This is a genomic window from Parafrankia sp. EAN1pec, from assembly GCF_000018005.1.
In the GTDB taxonomy this organism is placed as follows: Bacteria; Actinomycetota; Actinomycetes; order Frankiales; family Frankiaceae; genus Parafrankia; species Parafrankia soli.
Window position 1 is genome coordinate 3052361 of record NC_009921.1, and the last position, 17787, is coordinate 3070147.

Consider the following 17787-nt stretch of genomic DNA (forward strand, 5'->3'; position numbering starts at 1 on the left):
GTGAGAAAACGCCGGTCAGTCGATACGGATAGGCATGAGCAGATGCCGGTACGGCGGGGCGCTCGCCGTCTGGTGTTCGGGAGAGGTGAGCAGCACGGGCTTGGAGACGTCCGCCTGGCCGCTGAACAGGACCGTGTCGCCCGAGAGCGCGGCGAGGGCATCACGCAGGTAGGCGGCGTTGAACGCCCAGCGGACGGTCCCGCCGGTGATCGAGGTCGTCGCGGGCAGGGTCGGGGCGCTGACCCGCGCGCCGTGCTCGGGCAGCAGCGGCGCCACCCGGAGCCCGTCCGGAGTGAGCGTCAGCGTCATGGTCATGATGGGGCGGCTGGTGCTCGGGTGGGCGGTGAGGATCGCCAGGACCCGTGCCACGTGGGCCGCCACCGTCGCCCGGTCGAACACGGCTGTGTGCTGGGGGTCGAGCGAGCCCAGCAGTTTGCGCCACGGCGGGTAGCTGCCGCCGGTCTCGACCAGGCTCACGGTGGTCTGCCCGCAGGTGAACGTGACTCGATCAACGTCGTGCACGGAGGCGGCGCGACGGTGCCCGATCGTCACTGACGACCCGGTCCATGTTTCGGCGCAGGCGGCGAGGATCTTCGCGGGAAGGAGCAGTTCCTGCCCGGCTGGCCTGGTGACGGTCGCGGGCAGGACATCGACGGCCAGGCGGTATCGGTCGGTCGCGGCCACGGTCGCCAGGCCAGGCGTGAACGACATGTGCATCCCGGTGAGGACCCGCAGGGTGTCGTCTCGTCCGACCGCGGGCAGGACACGGTCCACTGCGGCGCGCAACGCGGCCCGGTCGAGGGTGGCGATCGTCGGCGCGGGCTGGCAGGCGCCGGGGTGCTCCTCCGGTGGTAGGCCGGTCAGCGGGACGGTGTAGTCGCCGATCGTGATGGTGGGGGCGGGTGGGAAGGACCCGTCGAGCTGGACAGGCAGCTCGTCGGTGTCGCGGCGGTGCTCGCCCCGGACCAGCGCCTTGCACATCTGCGTCAGCGCCCAGCCGTCGACCAGGAACCGGCCGGCGGACCGGGCGACGCCGGGCAGGCGCACGGAGACCGTCGCGTCGGGGCTGGCACCGGTGAGGGTCAGCTCCCCGTCGGGATCGGCGGTGATCAGGGTGGCGTTCCACGGCGGCCGGCTCTTGCGGTCGAGGACGGCGCCGACCGTGGCCAGCGCCGCGAGCAGGTCTCGGTAGGGAACGACAGCAGCAGCCCCCGCGACGGCGGCGGGTGGTGTGGTGGCAGTCATGATGATCTTCCGCGTGGGGTCGGAATCGGTCCGGTTACCGGCCGGCCGGCCCGCATCGCAGCGGGCGGGCCGGCCGGTGCACGTCGGCGCGGATGTGCGGGAGCAGCGCGACGGTGCACGCGGCGGAACAGGGATCAGTGGCGCTCGGGAAGCTGGCGGAACACGATCTCGGTGCTGTCGACGTTGGCGGTGGTCGCCCACTCGTCGAGCAGGTCGGCGAGTGACTCGGCGAGGGCGTCGCGTGCGTCATCGTCGGTGCTGCCGTCGGTGAGGACGGCGATCAGCCGGGCACGGGCTTCCCCAAGTTCGTCGGCGTAGACCTCGACCTGAAGGTTCTCCGCCGCTGGGCATACGGCCCGGGTGTCGGCCTCGATGCCGTCTTCCAGGACGATCCGCAGCGCGTCACGGGCGTCGAGGAACTCCTCACGCGCCTGCTCGCGCCGCGACTGCGTGTCCGGCGGCGGGGAGCATCGGCGTCGTACCCGCAGGGGGCGCGCCAGGTGAAGCCGGTGGCCGTGGCGGCTGCGCCGCATCCTCATTGCGATCTCTCCTTTTTCTGAAAGTGGTAGATCAGGGAGATTGGTTTAGCTGGTGATGTCGGGTGTCGGGTCGAACGTTTCGCGGAGCTGGCCGTCGGCGGTGTAGGTAAAGGTCCGCAGCCGCGTGTAGGGAGCGGGCAGAAACACCGGCATGGCGTTCACCGCAGCCGCACCGAATCCCCGGCAAATCCACATGAGCCACCGGTCCGGCTTGTCTGGCGTTTCGCCGGGAGGAGAACGGCGGGCGGCGGGGCGGCTAGTCGCGGGCGTCCGTCCAGAAGTCGGCCTTGTCGCGCATCTGGTCGAGCGCTTTGCCCAGGCCGGGAATGTCGTACCAGTTTTGGATACTTTTCTGGTCGTCGTGGAGAAGAGCGACGTGGAACTTGCCGGGCGCGGCGCTTGCCGCGACGACGGCCCACAGCGGCGCGTAGTGGCACGTGCGGGGCACGTAGATACCAGCTACGACCGGGCAGCCGATGAAGGTCGGGGGTAGGGGAAACTCAGGAGCCATCGCCGTTGCTCCGTTCGGGTGAGGTTTCCGCGGCCCGGCCGGTGCGGCGGCGTCGGGTCGCCGGGCGGGGCTGTGCGTCCACGCGGGGGCGGGGCCGCCAGATGTGCCGGCCGGCGTCGTTGGTCCGTTCGAGGCCGAGCGCGTCGGCCCCGGTGACGCAGTACGCGCAGGGGTCGACGCAGCCGGAGCAGTCGCCGCGTTCGAGGTGGTGACGCCAGATCTCCTCGGCGTGGACGCGGGAGATCCGGCCGTAGGTCCAGGTCTCGATTTCCCCGGTGAGTTGGTCGCGTAGCGCGGTCAGGATGCGCACGATCCGGTCGGGATCGTAGCTAGGCGCGGTGTGGTCGCCGATACCGGCGGCGCACTGCGCCGCACGCCGGCTGCTGTCGCCACCACCGGTCAGCGCGGCGAGGAACGCGCGGGCGTCGAGACGGTCGTCATCGGTCGGCGGCCCGACCGGGTTGACCGGCCGCCGGCCGAAAACGTCGAGGTCGGCCGTCGTCCGAGACGTCCGGCGGCCTGCTGTGCGGCCCATCGGGATCAGGCCCGGGATGGGTCGTCGCGGACGGGCCGGGGGACGTCGAGGCGAATCAGAGGGCCGTGGGTGAGGTCCTCGCCGATCGCGCCATTGTTGTCGGCAAGGAGCACACCCTCGGCTGACGCGGTCGGGTAGTTGTCCCGGACCACGTCGCACAGCACGGCGACCGCCGTCGGATAGAGCTGGTGGACCTTCGACGCGAGCCTGCCGTCAGCGGTGATCCGCCGTCGCACCTCGGTGTTGATCGCGGACAGGGCGGTGCTGAGTTCGTCGTCGGCGGCGGTCGGGAGCGCGGATAGGTCGAGCAGCACGGGCCGACCTCCTTCGGTCGTGGAGGTGCGCAAACGGTTGCGGGATATCGGGTCCGCTCACGGTCAGCGCCGCCCGGACGCCCGGCACGGGTTGCCGTTGTCGGTGCGGGCTGCGCCTCGAACCACGGTCAGAAGCGGTGGTCGTTGGTGTTGCCGTTGACGTCGACCACGAGGTGAGTGGCCTTTGGGGCGGGCGATGTTTTTGACCTGCACGAGGATCGGTGCGGCCGGGACGCTGCCCGTGTGGTGTCGCGGCGGGCGCGTCCTCGGCCGGCGACTGACGGCGCTTACTCGGCGACGATCTCCCACGTCCACCTGAAGCCGCTGAGGTAGTACAGGCCGTCGCGCGGGTCGGGCTCGACCGTCTCCTTGTCGTCCGACCAGGTGGTGTGGATCGTGACGATCCCGTCCTCTCCGATAGTGATCATTTCTTGGTCGTCGGAGCCGGCCGCCAGGTTGGACAGGTCCAGAGCGGCAGCGATCTCTCGAACCTGGTCGAGGGTGAAGCCGGGGCAGGCGAAACCGTTCCAGCGCACATCGTTGGCCGGTACCTCGTACTCGCCGAGGTCATCGAGGGCCACACGCATCGTCTTGTGGGCAGAGGCCATGGCTGATCTCCCTATGAGGTGTGGTGAACGTCCGCCTTCCCCGGCGGACAACGGCCGGGTCAGGTAGGCAGGCAGCAGCTCAGCCGCATGCCGCGCAGGTCGAAGCTGGTCGCGGCGGACGGGATGTCGAAGTGCATGTAGCTGGGGGTGAACCGCAGCCGGTCCGTCGACTCGGCGTCGAGGATGATCGTGGCGTGTTCGCCGTCGATCTGGCCGAGGGTGCCGGTCAGGCCGTCGAGGTAGCGGGCCTCGATGTTGGCGATCCGTACGGGCATCCCCGTGGTCAGGGACGTGGTCCTGATCGTGGCGAGGGCGGCCTGTCGCTGCTTGACCGTCTCGGTGATGTGGGTCAGGTCCTGCTCGGTCGCGCGCGACAGGATGAAGTCGGTGGTGACCGCGAGCGTCGGTGTTGTGGGCATACGGGTGCCTTCCTGGTCGTGGGAGGGGTAGGCGAACCGCTGGCCCGGGACGGACCGGGGGGCGTGTCCGGGCAGGGGCTTCCTGTCACCACGGGTGGGCGGCCAGGCGTATGGGTGCCCGCTCTGCCGTAAGGCGGTCTCAGGCGGCGGTCAGGTGGGCGCGCGCGGCCGGGGCGGGTCGGCCGATGACGAACGTGCCGGGGTGCAGCGGGTGTAGCTGGTCGTGCGGCATCGGCTGGTCCGGGTAGGGCAGGTGCAGTAGTAGCCGTCCCGCGAGCGGGCTGTCGGCGTCGTCGGGGACCCGCCGGATAGTGATCGTGAACGCGCCGAGTGGGTCGCCAGTGGACAGGCTCAGGGTGATCGCGTCGTCGGTTTCGTCGGTGCGGATGCCGGCGCTGTTGCACCACGACAGCGCCACCCGCTCGGGTGCGTGCGGTCCGGTACCGTCCGCGTCGGGCTCGTCCGACTGGTAGGCGGGGCATTCGTTGTCGCCGTTGTCGTCGAAGCCGTGCGGGGTCTCGGCAAGGTCCGCCCCGCAGGCGGAACAGCGGAACTCGGTGTCAGCGTCGAAGATCAGTTCGACGGTGCTGTCTTCGTCCAGGCTGTTCACGGTCGTGCCATCGACGGCCAGTGCGGCGAACATCGCGATACCCGGTCCTTTCCGGTCAGCTGTGCGGGCAGCGCACCGCCCCGCCCCGACGGGCAGCCCGACGGGGCGGGGCGATGTCAGACGTGGTGAATCGGGTCAGGCCGGCAGCAGGGTGCGCAGCGTGGCGAGGGTGGACCCGTCGAGGCTGTCCGCCCCGCCGGTCACGGCCCGCAGCATGTTGCGCTCGGCGCGGGACGCACCGCGGACGGTCTGCTCGTGGTGGGTGTAGGTGTTGACCGCCTGCACCACGCCCCAGCCGGTGCCCCGCCACGGCGAGACCCGCTCATCGTGATTCCACAGCCGGTTGAAGGTGTCGCGGTGCTTCTCCGCGCTGGTCCGCGCCCGCCCCTTCTCCTCCGGCATCGGGGCGTGGGCGTCCAGGAACGCGGCCCACTGCCGGTCCGAGACGTCGAGCGCGCACAGTTCGGCGACCTCGGCGGCGAAGTCGTCGGCGATCGTGTGCACGATCGCGAGTGCCTGCCGGGCCTCCCCGAGACGCAGATGCGACTTCGCGGAGTGCTTGACCTTGGTCTGCTGGCCCTTCTCCCGCAGACCGGCCGCCATCGTGTTGTCACACACGACGTTGGTCACGATCCGCTTGTAGGTCGTGGACAGCGACCCGTCGAACGATGTGGTGGCCAGCAGGTTCGGGCGGAACGCGACCCCTTCCGGGGTCGTGATCGTGTCGGGCACCTCGACCGACACCCACGCCACCGCCCCGCCGCGCAGCAGCCCGGCTGAGCCGATCGCGAGATCGTCGTCGAGGAGCTGGGCGACGTTGTCGACCAGCCACTCCTGGTAGGGGTGGGGTTGGTAGCCGTCGCTGAAGATCCCCATCACGCTGCCGGTGTCGGACCGGATGATCGCCTTGCGGTCCGGGACGACGTCCAGGCCGCCGGTGACCGGGGACTCGACGTAGATCGGCTGTTCGAGGGCCCGCCAGTCGAACAGCCGGCGCTCCACGTCGGCGACCGGGATCGGCCCGGGGTAGTGGTTGGCCTCGCCCTGCTGCTGGTCGGCGCGGTAGTGCCAGGCGTGGCCACGCTTGTCGGTGAAACCGATCAGCGTGTTGTCGTTCAGCCAGGTCAGGGTTTCCTTCGACATTCGGGCTCCTTCGATCGAGCGGTGGGGGTGGGTGGCGATGTCGGGGCATGCCGACGGGCCGCCGGACACCGTCCGGCGGCAGACATGCGGCAGGGGTTACGGAGTGGGGGTGCGGGCGGGGCGCAGCGCCGCGTGGGCCTCGGCGAGCGAGGCCCACGGGCGGACCTGACGGTGGCCCGGGTAGGTGTGCGTGCGGGCGATCGCGACCGCGCGGTCCGGGTCGAGCACCGACGCGTCGACCAAGCTGGTGATGGTCCATCCGGTGGTGGCGACGCGGACGGGCCGCCCACCCGGCCACATCTGTTCGTAGGCGCGCACCCGCCCGTCACGGGTCACCGACCGGACGACGATCAGCTCGACGTGGACAGCGTCCGGGCCGCCGCCGGTCAGCGGCTCCCGATGCGGGGACACCAGCAACGCGACCGTCCCCCGGCGGGCGGGTGCGCCGTTCGCCAGCGGCAGCGACTCGACCCGGCTCACGATGCGTCCCCTGGCAGGGGCAGCCAGGCCGTGGCCGGGGTCGGATCCTCCCGCTCGGCGGCGATCAGGTCCCGAATCTGCATCGTCAGGTAGTCGGCGGGGTTCTCCTGGAGGAACACGTCATCGGCCCAGACGATCGACCCGGCCCGCCCGGTCGTCTCCACCACCACGCCGCCGAGCACGTACGTGCTGTACCGGCGGTCGCAGTGTGGGCACTCGACCACGATCGTCAGCACATAGGCCGCCCACGTCCCGTCCGCGAAGCGCTCCCGCTCCTCGGTGATCACATCGAGGTCGCCGACTGGGGACAGGTAGTAGTCGTGGTCATCGTCGATGTAGACCCCGATCCGCACCGTGGGGTCCGCGAGCACGCCGAGCATGGCACCACCTCGAAAAAGATCAGCAAAGGAATGGGAAAGGGCGGGCGGCGGGCGCTGGCTATGCGCTGGTCAGCCGCGCCCAGATGTCGCGGCACTCGGCATCGCTGAACCCGTGGGGATGCGCGGAGGTCTCCCGCATCTCGCCGGTGTAGTAGTCCAGCGTGACCGTGCCACCCCACCAGCAGTGCGGCCCGGGAAAGTCCGGGCCGCCCGACGGTCCTGTGACCGCCAAGCGGTTCAGGCTGGCTACGGCAAGGTCCACGGCGGTGAGCCCGTCCGCGCGGTCAAAGTCGTCGGGTTCGCAGTCGAGATCCTCGGACCGTTCGCCGTGCGGATCGATGTCTCCGTCGTGGACCTCGTGGTCGTAGTAGTCGCGATGGTGGACACGCAGATGCCGGCCGGTCACAGGACCCGCACCACCCAACCGTCGCAGTCCTCCTCGACCCCGGAGATCTCCAAGAGGATGTCGCCGTAGACGATCGCCTGTTCGTGCAGCCGGTCCCCTTCCGGGCCGTAGCCGCAGTCCCACAGGCCCGCACCCTGCCGCTGCCGCGACAGGACCCAGTCCCGACCCAGCTTCTCGGCCTCCGGAGCCCGATCGCCCAGACGCTCGACCAGCGACGACAGATCGGCGGCGGCGCCGTCCAGGAAGTCACGGATCTCGCCTGCGGGATCGCCGCGCAGATACTCGGTCTCTGTTCCGTCGAAACCACTGCCGTACAGATTCGTGGTCTCGTCCGGCGACCATTCGACCATCGCCGATTCGATCAGTTCGCGCCACACTCCCTGCTCAAAGCGGCGCACGAACTCCTCAGACAAAACTTCACAGGTCACAGGCCCTCCCTCCACATGACAGTCGACAGGCTTTGGACGTCCGTTCAGTAGGCGGCTACCGCCACCAGATCCACAGGTCGCCGTGAACTCCCCGCGCCTTGAGTAGGCACGGTTCGTCCATCCACTCCAGGCTGAACTTGTAGATCTTGCAGTCGCAGCCGTGGTAAATCGACGCCAGACGATCCAGCAGCATCAGGAAATGGTCCCGCCCGCGCCGCTGGACAATCGCGAGCGCACGCTCACGATCGCCGAGAATGTCAAACACGACCACATCCCTTTCGCGTCGAACCGGAGCGCGTTCACCAGGCTGGTTCGGGGGTTTTCACCCTCTACCTTGTTACGCGCTGGGGAGTGCTCCGACCGTCCGGCCGGAGCGCGTTCACCAGGCTGGTTCGGGGGTTTTCACCCTCTACCTTGTTACGCGCTGGGGAGTGCTCCGACCGTCCGGCCGGAGCGCGTTCACCAGGCTGGTTCGGGGGTTTTCACCCTCTACCTTGTTACGCGCTGGGGAGTGCTCCGACCGTCCGGCCGGAGCGCGTTCACCAGGCTGGTTCGGGGGTTTTCACCCTCTACCTTGTTACGCGCTGGGGAGTGCTCCGACCGTCCGGCCGGAGCGCGTTCACCAGGCTGGTTCGGGGGTTTTCACCCTCTACCTTGTTACGCGCTGGGGAGTGCTCCGACCGTCCGGCCGGAGTACGTTCACCAGGCTGGTTCGGGGGTTTTCACCCTCTACCTTGTTACGCGCTGGGGAGTGCTCCGACCGTCCGGCCGGAGTACGTTCACCAGGCTGGTTCGGGGGTTTTCACCCTCTACCTTGTTACGCGCTGGGGAGTGCTCCGACCGTCCGGCCGGAAAACGGCTCAGAAACGCGGAGAGGGCACCGGGAGGCTCTCCCGGTGCCCTCTCCGCGAGGACAGATGGAACGTCAGTCCTCCCTGCCATCCCGCGTGGCACGGTAGGTGATCATTTCCCGTACCGCGTCGGCCCGTTCCGACAGGTCCCGGAACTCCGCCAGGGCAGCGTCACGGGTACGGATCACGGCACGGCGCGAACCGTAGGCACCCCCGTGGCGCTTCTGCGCCACCTTGGAAAGGATGCCCGCACGTCCGATGTCATCGGCCTGGTTACCCTCGTTGAGCACGTCCGCGAGAACGGGGAACTCCCTGCCGTCACCGAACGCGAGTCGCCAGACGGCCTCGTTGTTGGCGGCAAGGTGCGTCGCGACCGCTACGTACTCCATACGGGCCACGGCCTTCATCTGCTGTGCGCCGGGGGTCGCGTCGATCTCGTTTGGCTTCTTGTCGATCTGGTATCCGTTGCGTCGGGCAGCGTCCCGCATGGCGATGTATTGGATGCTGTCACGGGTGGCAATGAAGGTTCCGCCTTGCTTCGTGACGTAGAGCCAGGAGTTCGGTTCCCGCGTGGCCACGGAGTAGGTCACGGGCTCAAACTTTCGGATGATCTTCCCAAGCAGTTGGGCGAAGAGCAGCACGGCGTCCTGCGTGATGTCGTCGCTCACGTCCGCCGTGCCGTACCCACGGCCTGTGTAAGTCGCGTTTCCGTCCATCCGCTTACGCGAGTCCGTGGCGTCAACGACACGGCAGAACTTGCGTGCCTTAATGTGAATCGCACGCCAGTCGTCCGCCGTCACTCTCGCCATGTCTTCCGGCTGGACTCTCTCGCCCGGAAGAGCGGACGGCGTGTCCGAAGAAAAGGCGTTGTTGGTCACGAGGTCTCTCCTCTGTTTTGGGGGAACTCCCGGGGGGTGTCGTCCCGCTCCCGGTGTCGATATCTAATTCTCCACCTATGCACGCCCGAATACAACCCCCAATCGTCCGCCAATTCATGATTCTTTGAGTAATGGTGCAATGGCGGGAATGGTGCTCGGGAGTGTGAATGCGGTAATCGGGAGCTGGAAAGAGAAAAGAAGCAAAGCAAAAGACAAAGCAAAAGCCAAGAACAGAAAAGAACCAGGTAGGCCAGAATGCGCATGGGGAAAACCCGCCAGGAGACCCAGGGTCGGACCCACCCAGGATCTCGCAGCGCCAACGCGCCGGTCCCACATCGACTATCAGCTCGTTGCCTCGCTATTAAGTCGCGGAGTGCTTGGGTGGGTGGCACACCTTGTCTGACCTGCGCCAGCGGCGTTCCGTCCGCCCACCCGCCTTTACTGGCGTGCCGGTGGGGGGTCCGGTGGGTGGCCCGGTGGGGGGTCCGGCGGGTTGTAGGGATCGGATCTGCCTGGCGAGCCGCCGTCGTAGTTGGCGAGTCGATGGCGAGCAACCCGGCCTACTTGGCAAGTCCGCTGGTCAGGGCCTTGCGGTCGCTCGCTGTGCAGCCCGCTGGCGGTGCCAGTGCTCGCCAACAGCATCGGCGGCCCCGCACGGCGGCGCTCGCCAACAACGGCGAACTGCCAGCACGGACTCGCCATCCCCGCACGATCCCTACACGGGTTGTAGGGATCGGGGACGGATGGCCACTCACCATGATGGTTGGCCAGTAGATGGCCACGAGCCGGGATAGTTGGCCAATCTGCGGGAGACGCCGGGCGATGCCGGTCCGGAGCGATTCTGCCGCCGTCCCTCCGGCCGGCAACGTATCTCCGGCCGGCGATGTCGGTGCAGGGCGTCCACCTGGCGTTCGAAGGAGGCGACCAGGGGTGTTCAAGGGCGTTGGCGCGCCGCAGCCAGGCTGTCTCCGGTGGTCACGATCCAGGAGTCAGTAGGTGTCTGGTCGTAGCCCCGCTGACAGGATCGCGAGCAGGCGGGCGGGCCGGTCGGGGTCGGCGTCATCGTGCGCGGCGGCGAGTAGACCCTTGAGAATCGCGACCAGGTCCGCCGCGGTGACCTCCGGGCGGACCGCGCCGGCCTGCTGGGCGCGGGACAGCAGGAGCGCGAGCGCTTCCTGCATGGCCGCGCCCAACGGACCGGGCACGGCGATCGCGTCGGAGGTGTCCCGCTTGGTTTCGACCTCGGCGCCCAGCACGGCGAGGAAACCGAAGAAGGCGGTGGCGGGATCGTGCTCGGCGGCCCGGTGGTGGGCGTCGGCGACGAGATCCGTGACGCGGGCGGCGACCACGGCCTCGAACAGTGCTTCCTTCGTGGGGAAATGCCGGTAGACCGTGCCCGCTCCGACCCCCGCGCGGGCGGCGATCTCGTCGAGCGGTGCTGCGAAGCCGGACTCGGCGAACACCTCCCGCGCAGCGTGCAGCACACGCTGGCGGTTACGGCGGGCATCCGTTCGCAGCGGCGGCCCGGAGTCAGCGGCGTCCATTGCCAACCGGGGCGTGCGTTCCGTATCGTCTAACCGGGGTCACCGTTCCGATTCTACGAGGGGAACCATGACGAACAGCCCACGCGAGGTTGTCGAGCAGGTACGCCGGATGGTGGCGGGCGAGGGCGTGGTCTTCGCCGACCTGTTCGCCGAGGCCGGGGTGCTGGAGTACCCCTTCGCCATGCCCGGCCAGCCCCGCGAGCTACGCGGCCGGGAGACGATTCGCGACTACTTCGCCGCCGCACCGGCGCCCAGGAAGGTGTTCGAGATGGACGGCGTCGAGGCGCTCGTCCGCGAGACCGACGACCCGGAGGTCGTCGTCGCCGAGATCGAGCACCACGGCCGGTCGACCGTCACCGGGAAGCCATACCGTTTCCGCGCACTCGGCGTGATCCGCGTCCGCGGCGGCGAGATCGTCTCCTACCAGGACTACATGGACCCCATCGCCGCCGCCCGGCTGCTCGGCCGCACCGCCGACCTCGCTACCGCCCTGACCGCTGGGTGAGCCGTCGATCCCCCATGCTCCTGGCCAACAGTGGCCACATCCGGCACGCCAGCACTGGCCAACAACAGCGATCTGCCAGCACGGACTGGCCAGGTAGATCCGATCCCTACACGGGTTGTAGGGATCGGTTCGAGAGGGGCAGGGCCACTGGGTATGAGCACTGCATGAGCAGCGGTGGTCAGGTCTACGTGACCATGGCGGCTGACCAGCGCAAACGCCTCGCTGGCAGCTCGCTGGGCACCACCGCAGCTGGCCGTTCACGGCTCACCTGACACACGGCAGTACCCCTGGGACGCTGCTCGGATAGACGTGAGATCCCAGAGCCGGATACTCATTTCAAGCGATCCTGGCACGGGGTCGTAGGAACCTGATCTCATCGGTGAGTCGCCGTTGTAGTCGGCGAGGAGACAGCGAGCGTCCTGGTATCTCGGAAACTCCGCTGATCACAGCTCTGTGGCCCTCCTGCCGGCGGTGTCGGCGTTCGCCGACTGCGACAGCTGGCGGTGCTTTAGCACTCCCCAACAGTGGCGATTGGTCGGCACAGAGTCGCCATCTTCGTTCGATCCATTAAAGCGGGTATAAGAATCCCGGATCTAACGGTCCGCGTGACTATATTGCTGCCCTAAACGGGGCTCGTAGCGGGTGAGAGAGATTCCGGACGAAGCGTTTTTCGTGGACGTCGAGGCCGCGGAGGCTCATGTTTCGTCCAAGAGGGCGTCCTGGGGGAGGGAAGCGCGGTCGGGTCGAGCTGCGAGCATCGCAGGGAGGGGTGTCGGCGTCCAGTTTTGCCTGCATGGTCGGCCTCCTGCGGCTGGAGGCTGGAGACAGCTCGTGGCAGCCGCGGCGATGAGCCCGTCCGGAGGCTGGCGGGCCTGCGGGATCGCGTGACGTGATGAGCATCATGTCGGCCAAGGCGGGCTGGGTGAGTGGGGCGGTCTTGCCGTCAGGGCGGCGGCGTTGTCGCAGGTAGCGGGGGATGCGGTGGCGCGGTTCGGCTCGCGTCCCATGCAGCTGGGCGGCGGACGACCCCCGTATGGCGCTGGTGACGGTCGCCATATCGGATTGTCACCTTACGGCCAGATAGTGCAGCCTTGGGCGAAGTGCCCGTCACGCAGAGGGGCTACGGGGGCGTCGGAGGCGGCGAGGCAGGCGCGCTGCGCGGCGGAACGGTCAAGCAGGCCCGGTGGTTCTGCGGATCTTCCGTGGGAGTGGTGTGACAGGGATTGACGATCTGTCTGGTCCTGATCGGCGCATTCTGCTGCACGATCTGCGGCGCACGCTGAGTCCCGGCTGGCTGCCGGACGTGCTGGTCGCGTTGTCGAGCGGGCCGCTGCCGTATACGGGCTTGTTGCGCACGCTGCGCAGCTATGAGGTTCCGCGGGGTCGGCGCTGGCCGCAGCCACTCATCCAGGAAGCCGTGTTGACCCGGACATTGCGGTGGATGCAGCGCCGGGGGCTGGTCGAGCGTGCACGGGAGCGCGTGTTCCCCTTCGGGACGGTCTACTGGTTGACACCGGCGGCGAAGGAGTTGGCGGATCTGGTCGTGCCGATGGCGCAGTGGGCGGCGGCGCATGAGGATCTGTTGGAGGTGGATCGGCGGGAGTGGGCCGAGCGGCGGCGCCGCAGGAACAGCGGCGGCAGCCGTCGACCGCGGTCAGGCTGAACGCGCGCCGGGCGGTCCAGGCCGCATCACGGCCTGGAAGACGCGATCGGTGTCGGCGGTGGGGTGCTCGCCGACCTCGGCGAGGGCCGCGACCAGCTGGCGGTAGGTGGCCGCGACGGCGCCGTGCCGGCCGAGGCGGGCCTGGGTGGCGGCGATCTGGAGGTAGAGCTGCTCGTTGTAGGGGTCGAGGCGACGCAGCATTTCCAGTAGCTCCAGCCGCTGCGGGTTGTCCTCGCCGACGGCGGCGGTGATGCTGGCGAGCGCGTCAGCGACATGGCGGCGCAGGTTCTCGCGGTGGGGTTCGGCCCAGGCGCCAGCGATGTCGTCGGAGAGGTGACCGGTGTAGGTGGCGGCCAGAGGGAGGATCGCGGCGAGCTCGCCGGCGGTGGTCGTCGCGCGGCGGCGCGCGTTGAGGGCCTCGCCGACCTGCCAGAGGTCGACCGTGATCAGCTCGCGGCGCAGCCGCCAGCGCTGGTCGTCGTGGTCGAACACGTCGTCGATCGCCCCGCCGGTCGTGGCGACAAGGGTGCGACGTAGCTGGCTGATGGCGGCGTAGAACCGGTTGTCTCGCTGGCGCTGGGGTTTACCGTCGTCGGGCCAGACCGCGTCGATGATGACCGGGCGGCGGGCGCCGTCGGGATGGGCGGCGAGGTAGGCCAGGATCTCCCGGCTCGGGCCCCCAATGCCGTCCACGACCTGGTAGCCGCCGTCCGGTGTCGTCCGGTACAGCAGTTGCAGTCGGCCGAACAGGGTGAGTAGCAGTGGCGTGGTCGCCCGTGGCAGGCGTTGGAGTCCCCGTGGCGTGCTCGCGGCGGGCGTAGGCGGTGGTGCCGCGTCCGTGGGTTCGATGGGGCCTGCTCCACCGCCACCGGGCGGCGGCTCCTCTGGGTCCGGCGGCGCGTCTGTTGTTGGCTGGCCGCTGGGTGGCGGCGCCGCGGGCCCGACCGTGGGGTTATCGGGGGGCGGCGCGGAGGTGGGAGGCGGGGGCGGGGGCCCCTGGGTAGGGTTTCCCCGCCGGAACGCCTCCTGGTTGGCGGCCGGTGCGTCGGCGTCGGCGAGCAGGTCGAGCAATCCCGTGGTGTCGGTTTCGGGCAGGGTGAACAGTCGGTTGCCGGTCAGGGCGGCGGCGATGTCGGGGCTGGCGGCGCCGACTACTCCGTCTGGTCGTACCCGGGCGGTCGCCCCAGGCCGCCACTGGCCGTAGAGGATGCCCACGACACCGAGCGTGGAGCCGTTGTCGAGCACGGCCTGAAGGCGGCGATCCGATGTCTGGTCGGGGGCCGCGACGACGACCAGGGTGGAACGGCTGGGGTCCTCCCCAGCGGCGGCCCGTCGTGCCCGAGTGACGACCTCGGCCTCCAACCGGTCCAGCAGCGTGGCCAGGTCGGCGACGACGTGCAGCCGCTGCGGTGGCGCGACGGTGGTGTCCTCGCCCAGCAATCGCCGCACGTCGGCGGTGGGGATGAGGATCTCGACGGGGTCGGCGTCGGGCTGGTGACGATCGGCGAGCAGCGCGACGAGTAGGGCGCGGATGGCGGCGTCCGCTCCGGGTCCGATCAGTCCGAGGCCGCGGGTGGCGGCGAGGTCGAGCGCGAGGGGCTGGCCGTCGCCGGTGGTGCCGACGACTCGGGTGCCGGGTGGGGCGGCGTGGGCGGTGGCGGTGGCTGCCGCGTGGCGGCGGCCGGTGACGTGCGGGTCTCCGGGCGGGCGCACGACGACCAGGTCGCCCTCGGCGTCACGTTCGGCGGTGGCCGTGTTGTAGGCGACGGCGAGCTGGTGAATGACCGGCGCTTCTTCAAGATCGTCGCGCCGGCCGGTGCCCGGCACGTAGTGCCGGCGCCGCCACAGCCGCATGGAGAACAGCGCGACGACCAGGAGCGCGACCGCGCCCAACCCGAGGTAGCCGCCGGACGGGAACTGGACCCCAGGTGACGGGGACGGGGCCGGGGCGGGCGGGTGTGCGGACGGCGCGGCCGGGGCGGTCGGCGGCACGGTCGTGGGGGTGGGTGAGGCCGGGCTGGTAGACGGGCTGACGGGCCCTGGCGGCACGGCACCGCCCGGGGTGGGTGTGCTGGCCGCGGGGGGCGGGGTGGCGGGTCGGCTGGTCGCGGGTGGGCTGACGGTTGCCGGTGGGGTCGACGGGGCCGGGCTGGCGGGCGCCTGGCTGGTCGGAGGGGCGGAGGGTGCTCGGCCGGCCGACGGTGGGGCGGTGGCCGGCAGGTCGGGCAGGGTCAGGACCCAGCCGGGGCGGATCAAGCCGGGCTGGGTCAGCGCACGCCCGTCCGCCTGGACGACACCATGGTTGAGGGCCCAGATCTCCGGCCAGCGGGACCCGTCGCCGAGGCAACGGTCCGCGATACGCCACAGCGAGTCGTAGACGCCGTTGGCCGGCAGCTGCACGACCACGGTCCCCGGCGCGACGGTCGGCAGCGTCGACTCGGTCGCACTGATGGCGGCGACCGGTACGAACCGGGGGGCGACGGGCGCGGTGGCGACGGACGCCGCCGCGGCCGGCCCACCGGTCGGGGTGAGGGGGCCACGGGACTGGAGGACGGTGAGCAGCACCGCGCCCAGCAGGAACGTGGCCAGCCCCCGCATCCCGCCGACGGACAGCGGCGGGCTGTGCGACGGCCAGCGGGCTTCGCGGACGACGTCCGGCACCGCGAAGACGACCGAGAGGGTGAACGCGGCCCACAACGGCCACAGCAGGACCGCGAGGATGTCCAGCAGCAGGGTGTCGTCCATCGGGCCGGTCAGCCGCGCCTCGACCTCGTCCCAGGACGGCAGGTGGTGAGGAAGCGGCCAACCGATGAAATGCGCGAGCCCCCACGGCAATCCGACAATCAGGGCGATGAGCGCGGCGAGGGCGACGGCGGCGCGGACGAGGCGGCCGAGGGCCAGCCCGCCGGCGGCGAGCCGGCGACGGAACGGCCGGGCCGGGATCGGCCGGCGGGAGGCGGGTCGACTCACGGGGCCGCTCCGGCGGCAGGTGGGGCGGGATGGGCGCTGCCGGTGGCGGTGACCGTGAGCGTGTCGAGCCCGACGACGCCCAGCAGCAGGGTGTCGTGCACAGCGGTCACGGTCACGGTGACCGTGTTGTCCACGACGGTCGCGGTGCCGGTGGCGCCGGCCTGGGTGAGGTAGGACTGGGCGGCGGAGATCGCAGGCTCGGGCAGCAGCCGGACCGTACCGCTGTCGCGGAAGGCGGTCAGGTCGAGTTGTTGGGCGCCGGCCCGAGCGGCTTCCTGCGCGAGGCCCATCGCGGTGGTCTTGTCGGCCAGCGCACCACCCGCGTCCACGATCAGCCCGCCGAACATGACGAACGCGCCGAACAGCACCACCACGAACGCGGTCACGGTCCCCTCGTCCCGGCCGCGGCGACTGGGCTGTCGCAGACTCACGGTGCCTGTCCCAGCTGCGTCAGCCATGTCGCGAGTTCCTGCGTGAGGTGAAGAGCCTGTGCGCACGGATGTTCTTGGTGGCCAGAGTTCGACCGGCCACATGGTGATCCTGACCATTCGTCGGGATTTCCGAGCGGACGGAGGTATCTACGACGCATGCAGGCTTCTCCCGAACTGGACCCTCGATGACGCTCGCGGTAGTCGATCGATCCGTACCGGCCGGGCCGGCACAGTGCAGGAGTTGGAAGCCTTCGAGTAGGAGCTCGTCGATCAGTACGCGTTGGCGACGGCCACGGCGGGGGTGCTGGACCGGTAGATCGCCGCGGAACGGGCGGTGCTGTTCGAGTTCCTCCGCTTCCTCGGCCGGCCGCGCGAGGACCGCATCCTCAACGAGGCGCACGCCACCGGCGGAGACGCCAGCCGCATCACCGACCTGTTCGGCCTCAGCGTCAGCGCATCGACCCGTTACACCGCCACCGTCGACCACCCCGATCGGGCGGTCGTGCCCCCACGGGGTCGATAGATTGCCAGCATGACCGGCGACCTGTTCACCGGAACCGCCGTGCACTACGCACGCCACCGACCCGGCTACCCGACGGCATTCCTGACCGAGGTCGCGCGGAGGTTCTCTCTCCCAGGGGGCCGGCTTCTCGACCTCGGCTGCGGACCCGGAACCCTCACCATCGCGCTGGCTGGCCGGGTACGCGAAGCCGTCGGTGTCGACCCCGAACCTGACATGCTCGCGGAGGCGACACAGCAGGCGAGCCTGGCGGGCATCCGCAACATCAGGTGGGTAGAGGCACGCGCGGAGAACCTCCCCCCAGACCTCGGCCGATTCCAGCTTGTGACCATGGGCCGCTCGTTCCACTGGATGGACCGAAACCAGGTGCTGACAATGCTTGCCGAGATGGTCACCCCAACCGGCGGGCTTGTGATCGTCAACGACAACTGCCTCGTCCGGCCTGCCAGCGACTGGCAGCGAACGCTCGAAGAAATACAGGCGAAGTTCCTCGGAACCGTCCGCCGTGCCGGCAGTGGCATCTTCGCGCCGCCCACGGAGCCCCATGAGACCGTCCTGGCCCGATCTCCGTTCCGGCATGTCGAACGGGTCGTCTTCGAGTTCGAACGGCAGTGGACGGTCGAACAGATCGTCGGCTACCTGTACTCGACGTCGTTCCCCATCAGGCGGCTGCTGGGAGACCGGCGAGTCTCCTTCGAGAAGGAGATCGTCGAAGCGCTGCGTGCCTACTCCCCGGACGGCAGGTTCGTGGAACCGGTGCACCTCGAAGCGATCTTCGCGTCGTCGAACACCTGACCGCGGACCGTC

22 protein-coding genes are annotated in these 17787 nt (G+C 69.6%); 4 read left to right on the plus strand and 18 right to left on the minus strand.

Going from position 1 to position 17787, the window contains the following annotated elements; genetic code table 11:
• Positions 1–15: 15 nt before the first annotated feature.
• The 16 genes from FRANEAN1_RS12590 to FRANEAN1_RS12670 form a co-directional block, all read right to left on the minus strand.
• Positions 16–1245 carry a DNA polymerase III subunit beta gene (locus tag FRANEAN1_RS12590; RefSeq protein WP_020460159.1) on the minus strand — a complete coding sequence of 410 codons (1230 nt, stop codon included), beginning with the start codon at positions 1243–1245 and terminating at the stop codon, positions 16–18.
• A 134-nt stretch (positions 1246–1379) separates the two neighbouring features.
• Positions 1380–1784, minus strand: a complete 405-nt coding sequence (locus FRANEAN1_RS12595; RefSeq protein ID WP_020460160.1) for a hypothetical protein — start codon at positions 1782–1784, stop codon at positions 1380–1382.
• Between the two features lie 256 nt (positions 1785–2040).
• Positions 2041–2295 (minus strand): hypothetical protein, encoded by a 255-nt coding sequence (locus FRANEAN1_RS12605; protein WP_020460162.1) that lies wholly within the window; start codon positions 2293–2295, stop codon positions 2041–2043.
• Entirely contained in the window at positions 2285–2830 is a 546-nt protein-coding gene (locus FRANEAN1_RS12610; protein WP_020460163.1) for a hypothetical protein, read from the minus strand. Before FRANEAN1_RS12610 ends, FRANEAN1_RS12605 begins: the two co-directional genes overlap by 11 nt.
• A 5-nt stretch (positions 2831–2835) precedes the next feature.
• On the minus strand, positions 2836–3144 hold the full coding sequence (locus tag FRANEAN1_RS12615; protein WP_020460164.1) for a hypothetical protein: 309 nt from the start codon (positions 3142–3144) through the stop codon (positions 2836–2838).
• Positions 3145–3431: 287 nt separating this feature from the next.
• On the minus strand, positions 3432–3752 hold the full coding sequence (locus FRANEAN1_RS12620; protein WP_020460166.1) for a hypothetical protein: 321 nt from the start codon (positions 3750–3752) through the stop codon (positions 3432–3434).
• A gap of 59 nt (positions 3753–3811) precedes the next feature.
• The gene (locus tag FRANEAN1_RS12625) at positions 3812–4171 is read right to left on the minus strand and encodes a hypothetical protein (RefSeq protein WP_020460167.1); all 360 of its coding nucleotides are present in this window, start codon (positions 4169–4171) and stop codon (positions 3812–3814) included.
• Between the two features lie 139 nt (positions 4172–4310).
• On the minus strand, positions 4311–4814 hold the full coding sequence (locus tag FRANEAN1_RS12630; RefSeq protein ID WP_020460168.1) for a hypothetical protein: 504 nt from the start codon (positions 4812–4814) through the stop codon (positions 4311–4313).
• A 102-nt stretch (positions 4815–4916) separates the two neighbouring features.
• Positions 4917–5924, minus strand: coding sequence for a DUF932 domain-containing protein (locus FRANEAN1_RS12635; protein ID WP_020460169.1), 1008 nt, complete (start codon positions 5922–5924; stop codon positions 4917–4919).
• A 96-nt stretch (positions 5925–6020) separates the two neighbouring features.
• Positions 6021–6404, minus strand: coding sequence for a hypothetical protein (locus tag FRANEAN1_RS12640; RefSeq protein ID WP_020460170.1), 384 nt, complete (start codon positions 6402–6404; stop codon positions 6021–6023).
• Positions 6401–6784 (minus strand): hypothetical protein, encoded by a 384-nt coding sequence (locus tag FRANEAN1_RS12645; protein WP_020460171.1) that lies wholly within the window; start codon positions 6782–6784, stop codon positions 6401–6403. The genes FRANEAN1_RS12640 and FRANEAN1_RS12645 overlap by 4 nt, the downstream gene beginning before the upstream one ends.
• A 58-nt stretch (positions 6785–6842) precedes the next feature.
• Positions 6843–7190 (minus strand): hypothetical protein, encoded by a 348-nt coding sequence (locus tag FRANEAN1_RS12650; RefSeq protein WP_020460172.1) that lies wholly within the window; start codon positions 7188–7190, stop codon positions 6843–6845.
• Entirely contained in the window at positions 7187–7618 is a 432-nt protein-coding gene (locus tag FRANEAN1_RS12655) for a hypothetical protein (protein WP_020460173.1), read from the minus strand. The genes FRANEAN1_RS12650 and FRANEAN1_RS12655 overlap by 4 nt, the downstream gene beginning before the upstream one ends.
• Before the next feature lie 55 nt (positions 7619–7673).
• The gene (locus tag FRANEAN1_RS12660) at positions 7674–7883 is read right to left on the minus strand and encodes a hypothetical protein (RefSeq protein ID WP_157472590.1); all 210 of its coding nucleotides are present in this window, start codon (positions 7881–7883) and stop codon (positions 7674–7676) included.
• 660 nt (positions 7884–8543) lie between these two features.
• A complete protein-coding gene (locus FRANEAN1_RS12665; protein WP_020460174.1) occupies positions 8544–9347 on the minus strand; it encodes a hypothetical protein in 804 nt (267 codons plus the stop codon).
• 989 nt (positions 9348–10336) lie between these two features.
• Entirely contained in the window at positions 10337–10891 is a 555-nt protein-coding gene (locus tag FRANEAN1_RS12670; protein WP_020460175.1) for a helix-turn-helix domain-containing protein, read from the minus strand.
• A gap of 67 nt (positions 10892–10958) precedes the next feature.
• On the opposite strand from FRANEAN1_RS12670, the gene FRANEAN1_RS12675 reads away from it, so the two are divergent.
• Both FRANEAN1_RS12675 and FRANEAN1_RS12680 read left to right on the plus strand, forming a co-directional pair.
• Positions 10959–11396: a nuclear transport factor 2 family protein gene (locus FRANEAN1_RS12675; RefSeq protein WP_020460176.1), complete on the plus strand. Its 438-nt coding sequence runs from the start codon at positions 10959–10961 to the stop codon at positions 11394–11396.
• 1183 nt (positions 11397–12579) lie between these two features.
• A complete protein-coding gene (locus tag FRANEAN1_RS12680; protein ID WP_347177107.1) occupies positions 12580–13059 on the plus strand; it encodes a winged helix-turn-helix transcriptional regulator in 480 nt (159 codons plus the stop codon).
• Here FRANEAN1_RS12680 and FRANEAN1_RS12685 read toward each other — a convergent pair.
• Positions 13051–16029, minus strand: a complete 2979-nt coding sequence (locus tag FRANEAN1_RS12685) for a BTAD domain-containing putative transcriptional regulator (RefSeq protein ID WP_020460179.1) — start codon at positions 16027–16029, stop codon at positions 13051–13053. The genes FRANEAN1_RS12680 and FRANEAN1_RS12685 overlap by 9 nt on opposite strands.
• Positions 16026–16415: a pilus assembly protein TadG-related protein gene (locus FRANEAN1_RS12690; RefSeq protein ID WP_347177108.1), complete on the minus strand. Its 390-nt coding sequence runs from the start codon at positions 16413–16415 to the stop codon at positions 16026–16028. Before FRANEAN1_RS12690 ends, FRANEAN1_RS12685 begins: the two co-directional genes overlap by 4 nt.
• Positions 16416–16794: 379 nt before the next feature.
• Between FRANEAN1_RS12690 and FRANEAN1_RS12695 the strand changes: the two genes are divergently transcribed.
• Complete coding sequence (locus tag FRANEAN1_RS12695; protein ID WP_020460181.1) at positions 16795–16983, plus strand: hypothetical protein; 189 nt, start codon at positions 16795–16797, stop codon at positions 16981–16983.
• Positions 16984–16992: 9 nt separating this feature from the next.
• A complete protein-coding gene (locus tag FRANEAN1_RS12700) occupies positions 16993–17775 on the plus strand; it encodes a class I SAM-dependent methyltransferase (protein WP_020460182.1) in 783 nt (260 codons plus the stop codon).
• Positions 17776–17787: the final 12 nt, after the last annotated feature.

What these genes read in the sequence shown, in the direction of transcription:
- FRANEAN1_RS12590 (WP_020460159.1), bottom strand. Translation starts at nt 1,245, where the DNA reads ATGACTGCCACCACACCACCCGCCGCCGTCGCGGGGGCTGCTGCTGTC.
- FRANEAN1_RS12595 (WP_020460160.1), bottom strand. Translation starts at nt 1,784, where the DNA reads ATGAGGATGCGGCGCAGCCGCCACGGCCACCGGCTTCACCTGGCGCGC.
- FRANEAN1_RS12605 (WP_020460162.1), bottom strand. Translation starts at nt 2,295, where the DNA reads ATGGCTCCTGAGTTTCCCCTACCCCCGACCTTCATCGGCTGCCCGGTC.
- FRANEAN1_RS12610 (WP_020460163.1), bottom strand. Translation starts at nt 2,830, where the DNA reads ATGGGCCGCACAGCAGGCCGCCGGACGTCTCGGACGACGGCCGACCTC.
- FRANEAN1_RS12620 (WP_020460166.1), bottom strand. Translation starts at nt 3,752, where the DNA reads ATGGCCTCTGCCCACAAGACGATGCGTGTGGCCCTCGATGACCTCGGC.
- FRANEAN1_RS12625 (WP_020460167.1), bottom strand. Translation starts at nt 4,171, where the DNA reads ATGCCCACAACACCGACGCTCGCGGTCACCACCGACTTCATCCTGTCG.
- FRANEAN1_RS12630 (WP_020460168.1), bottom strand. Translation starts at nt 4,814, where the DNA reads ATGTTCGCCGCACTGGCCGTCGATGGCACGACCGTGAACAGCCTGGAC.
- FRANEAN1_RS12635 (WP_020460169.1), bottom strand. Translation starts at nt 5,924, where the DNA reads ATGTCGAAGGAAACCCTGACCTGGCTGAACGACAACACGCTGATCGGT.
- FRANEAN1_RS12645 (WP_020460171.1), bottom strand. Translation starts at nt 6,784, where the DNA reads ATGCTCGGCGTGCTCGCGGACCCCACGGTGCGGATCGGGGTCTACATC.
- FRANEAN1_RS12670 (WP_020460175.1), bottom strand. Translation starts at nt 10,891, where the DNA reads ATGGACGCCGCTGACTCCGGGCCGCCGCTGCGAACGGATGCCCGCCGT.
- FRANEAN1_RS12675 (WP_020460176.1), top strand. Translation starts at nt 10,959, where the DNA reads ATGACGAACAGCCCACGCGAGGTTGTCGAGCAGGTACGCCGGATGGTG.
- FRANEAN1_RS12700 (WP_020460182.1), top strand. Translation starts at nt 16,993, where the DNA reads ATGACCGGCGACCTGTTCACCGGAACCGCCGTGCACTACGCACGCCAC.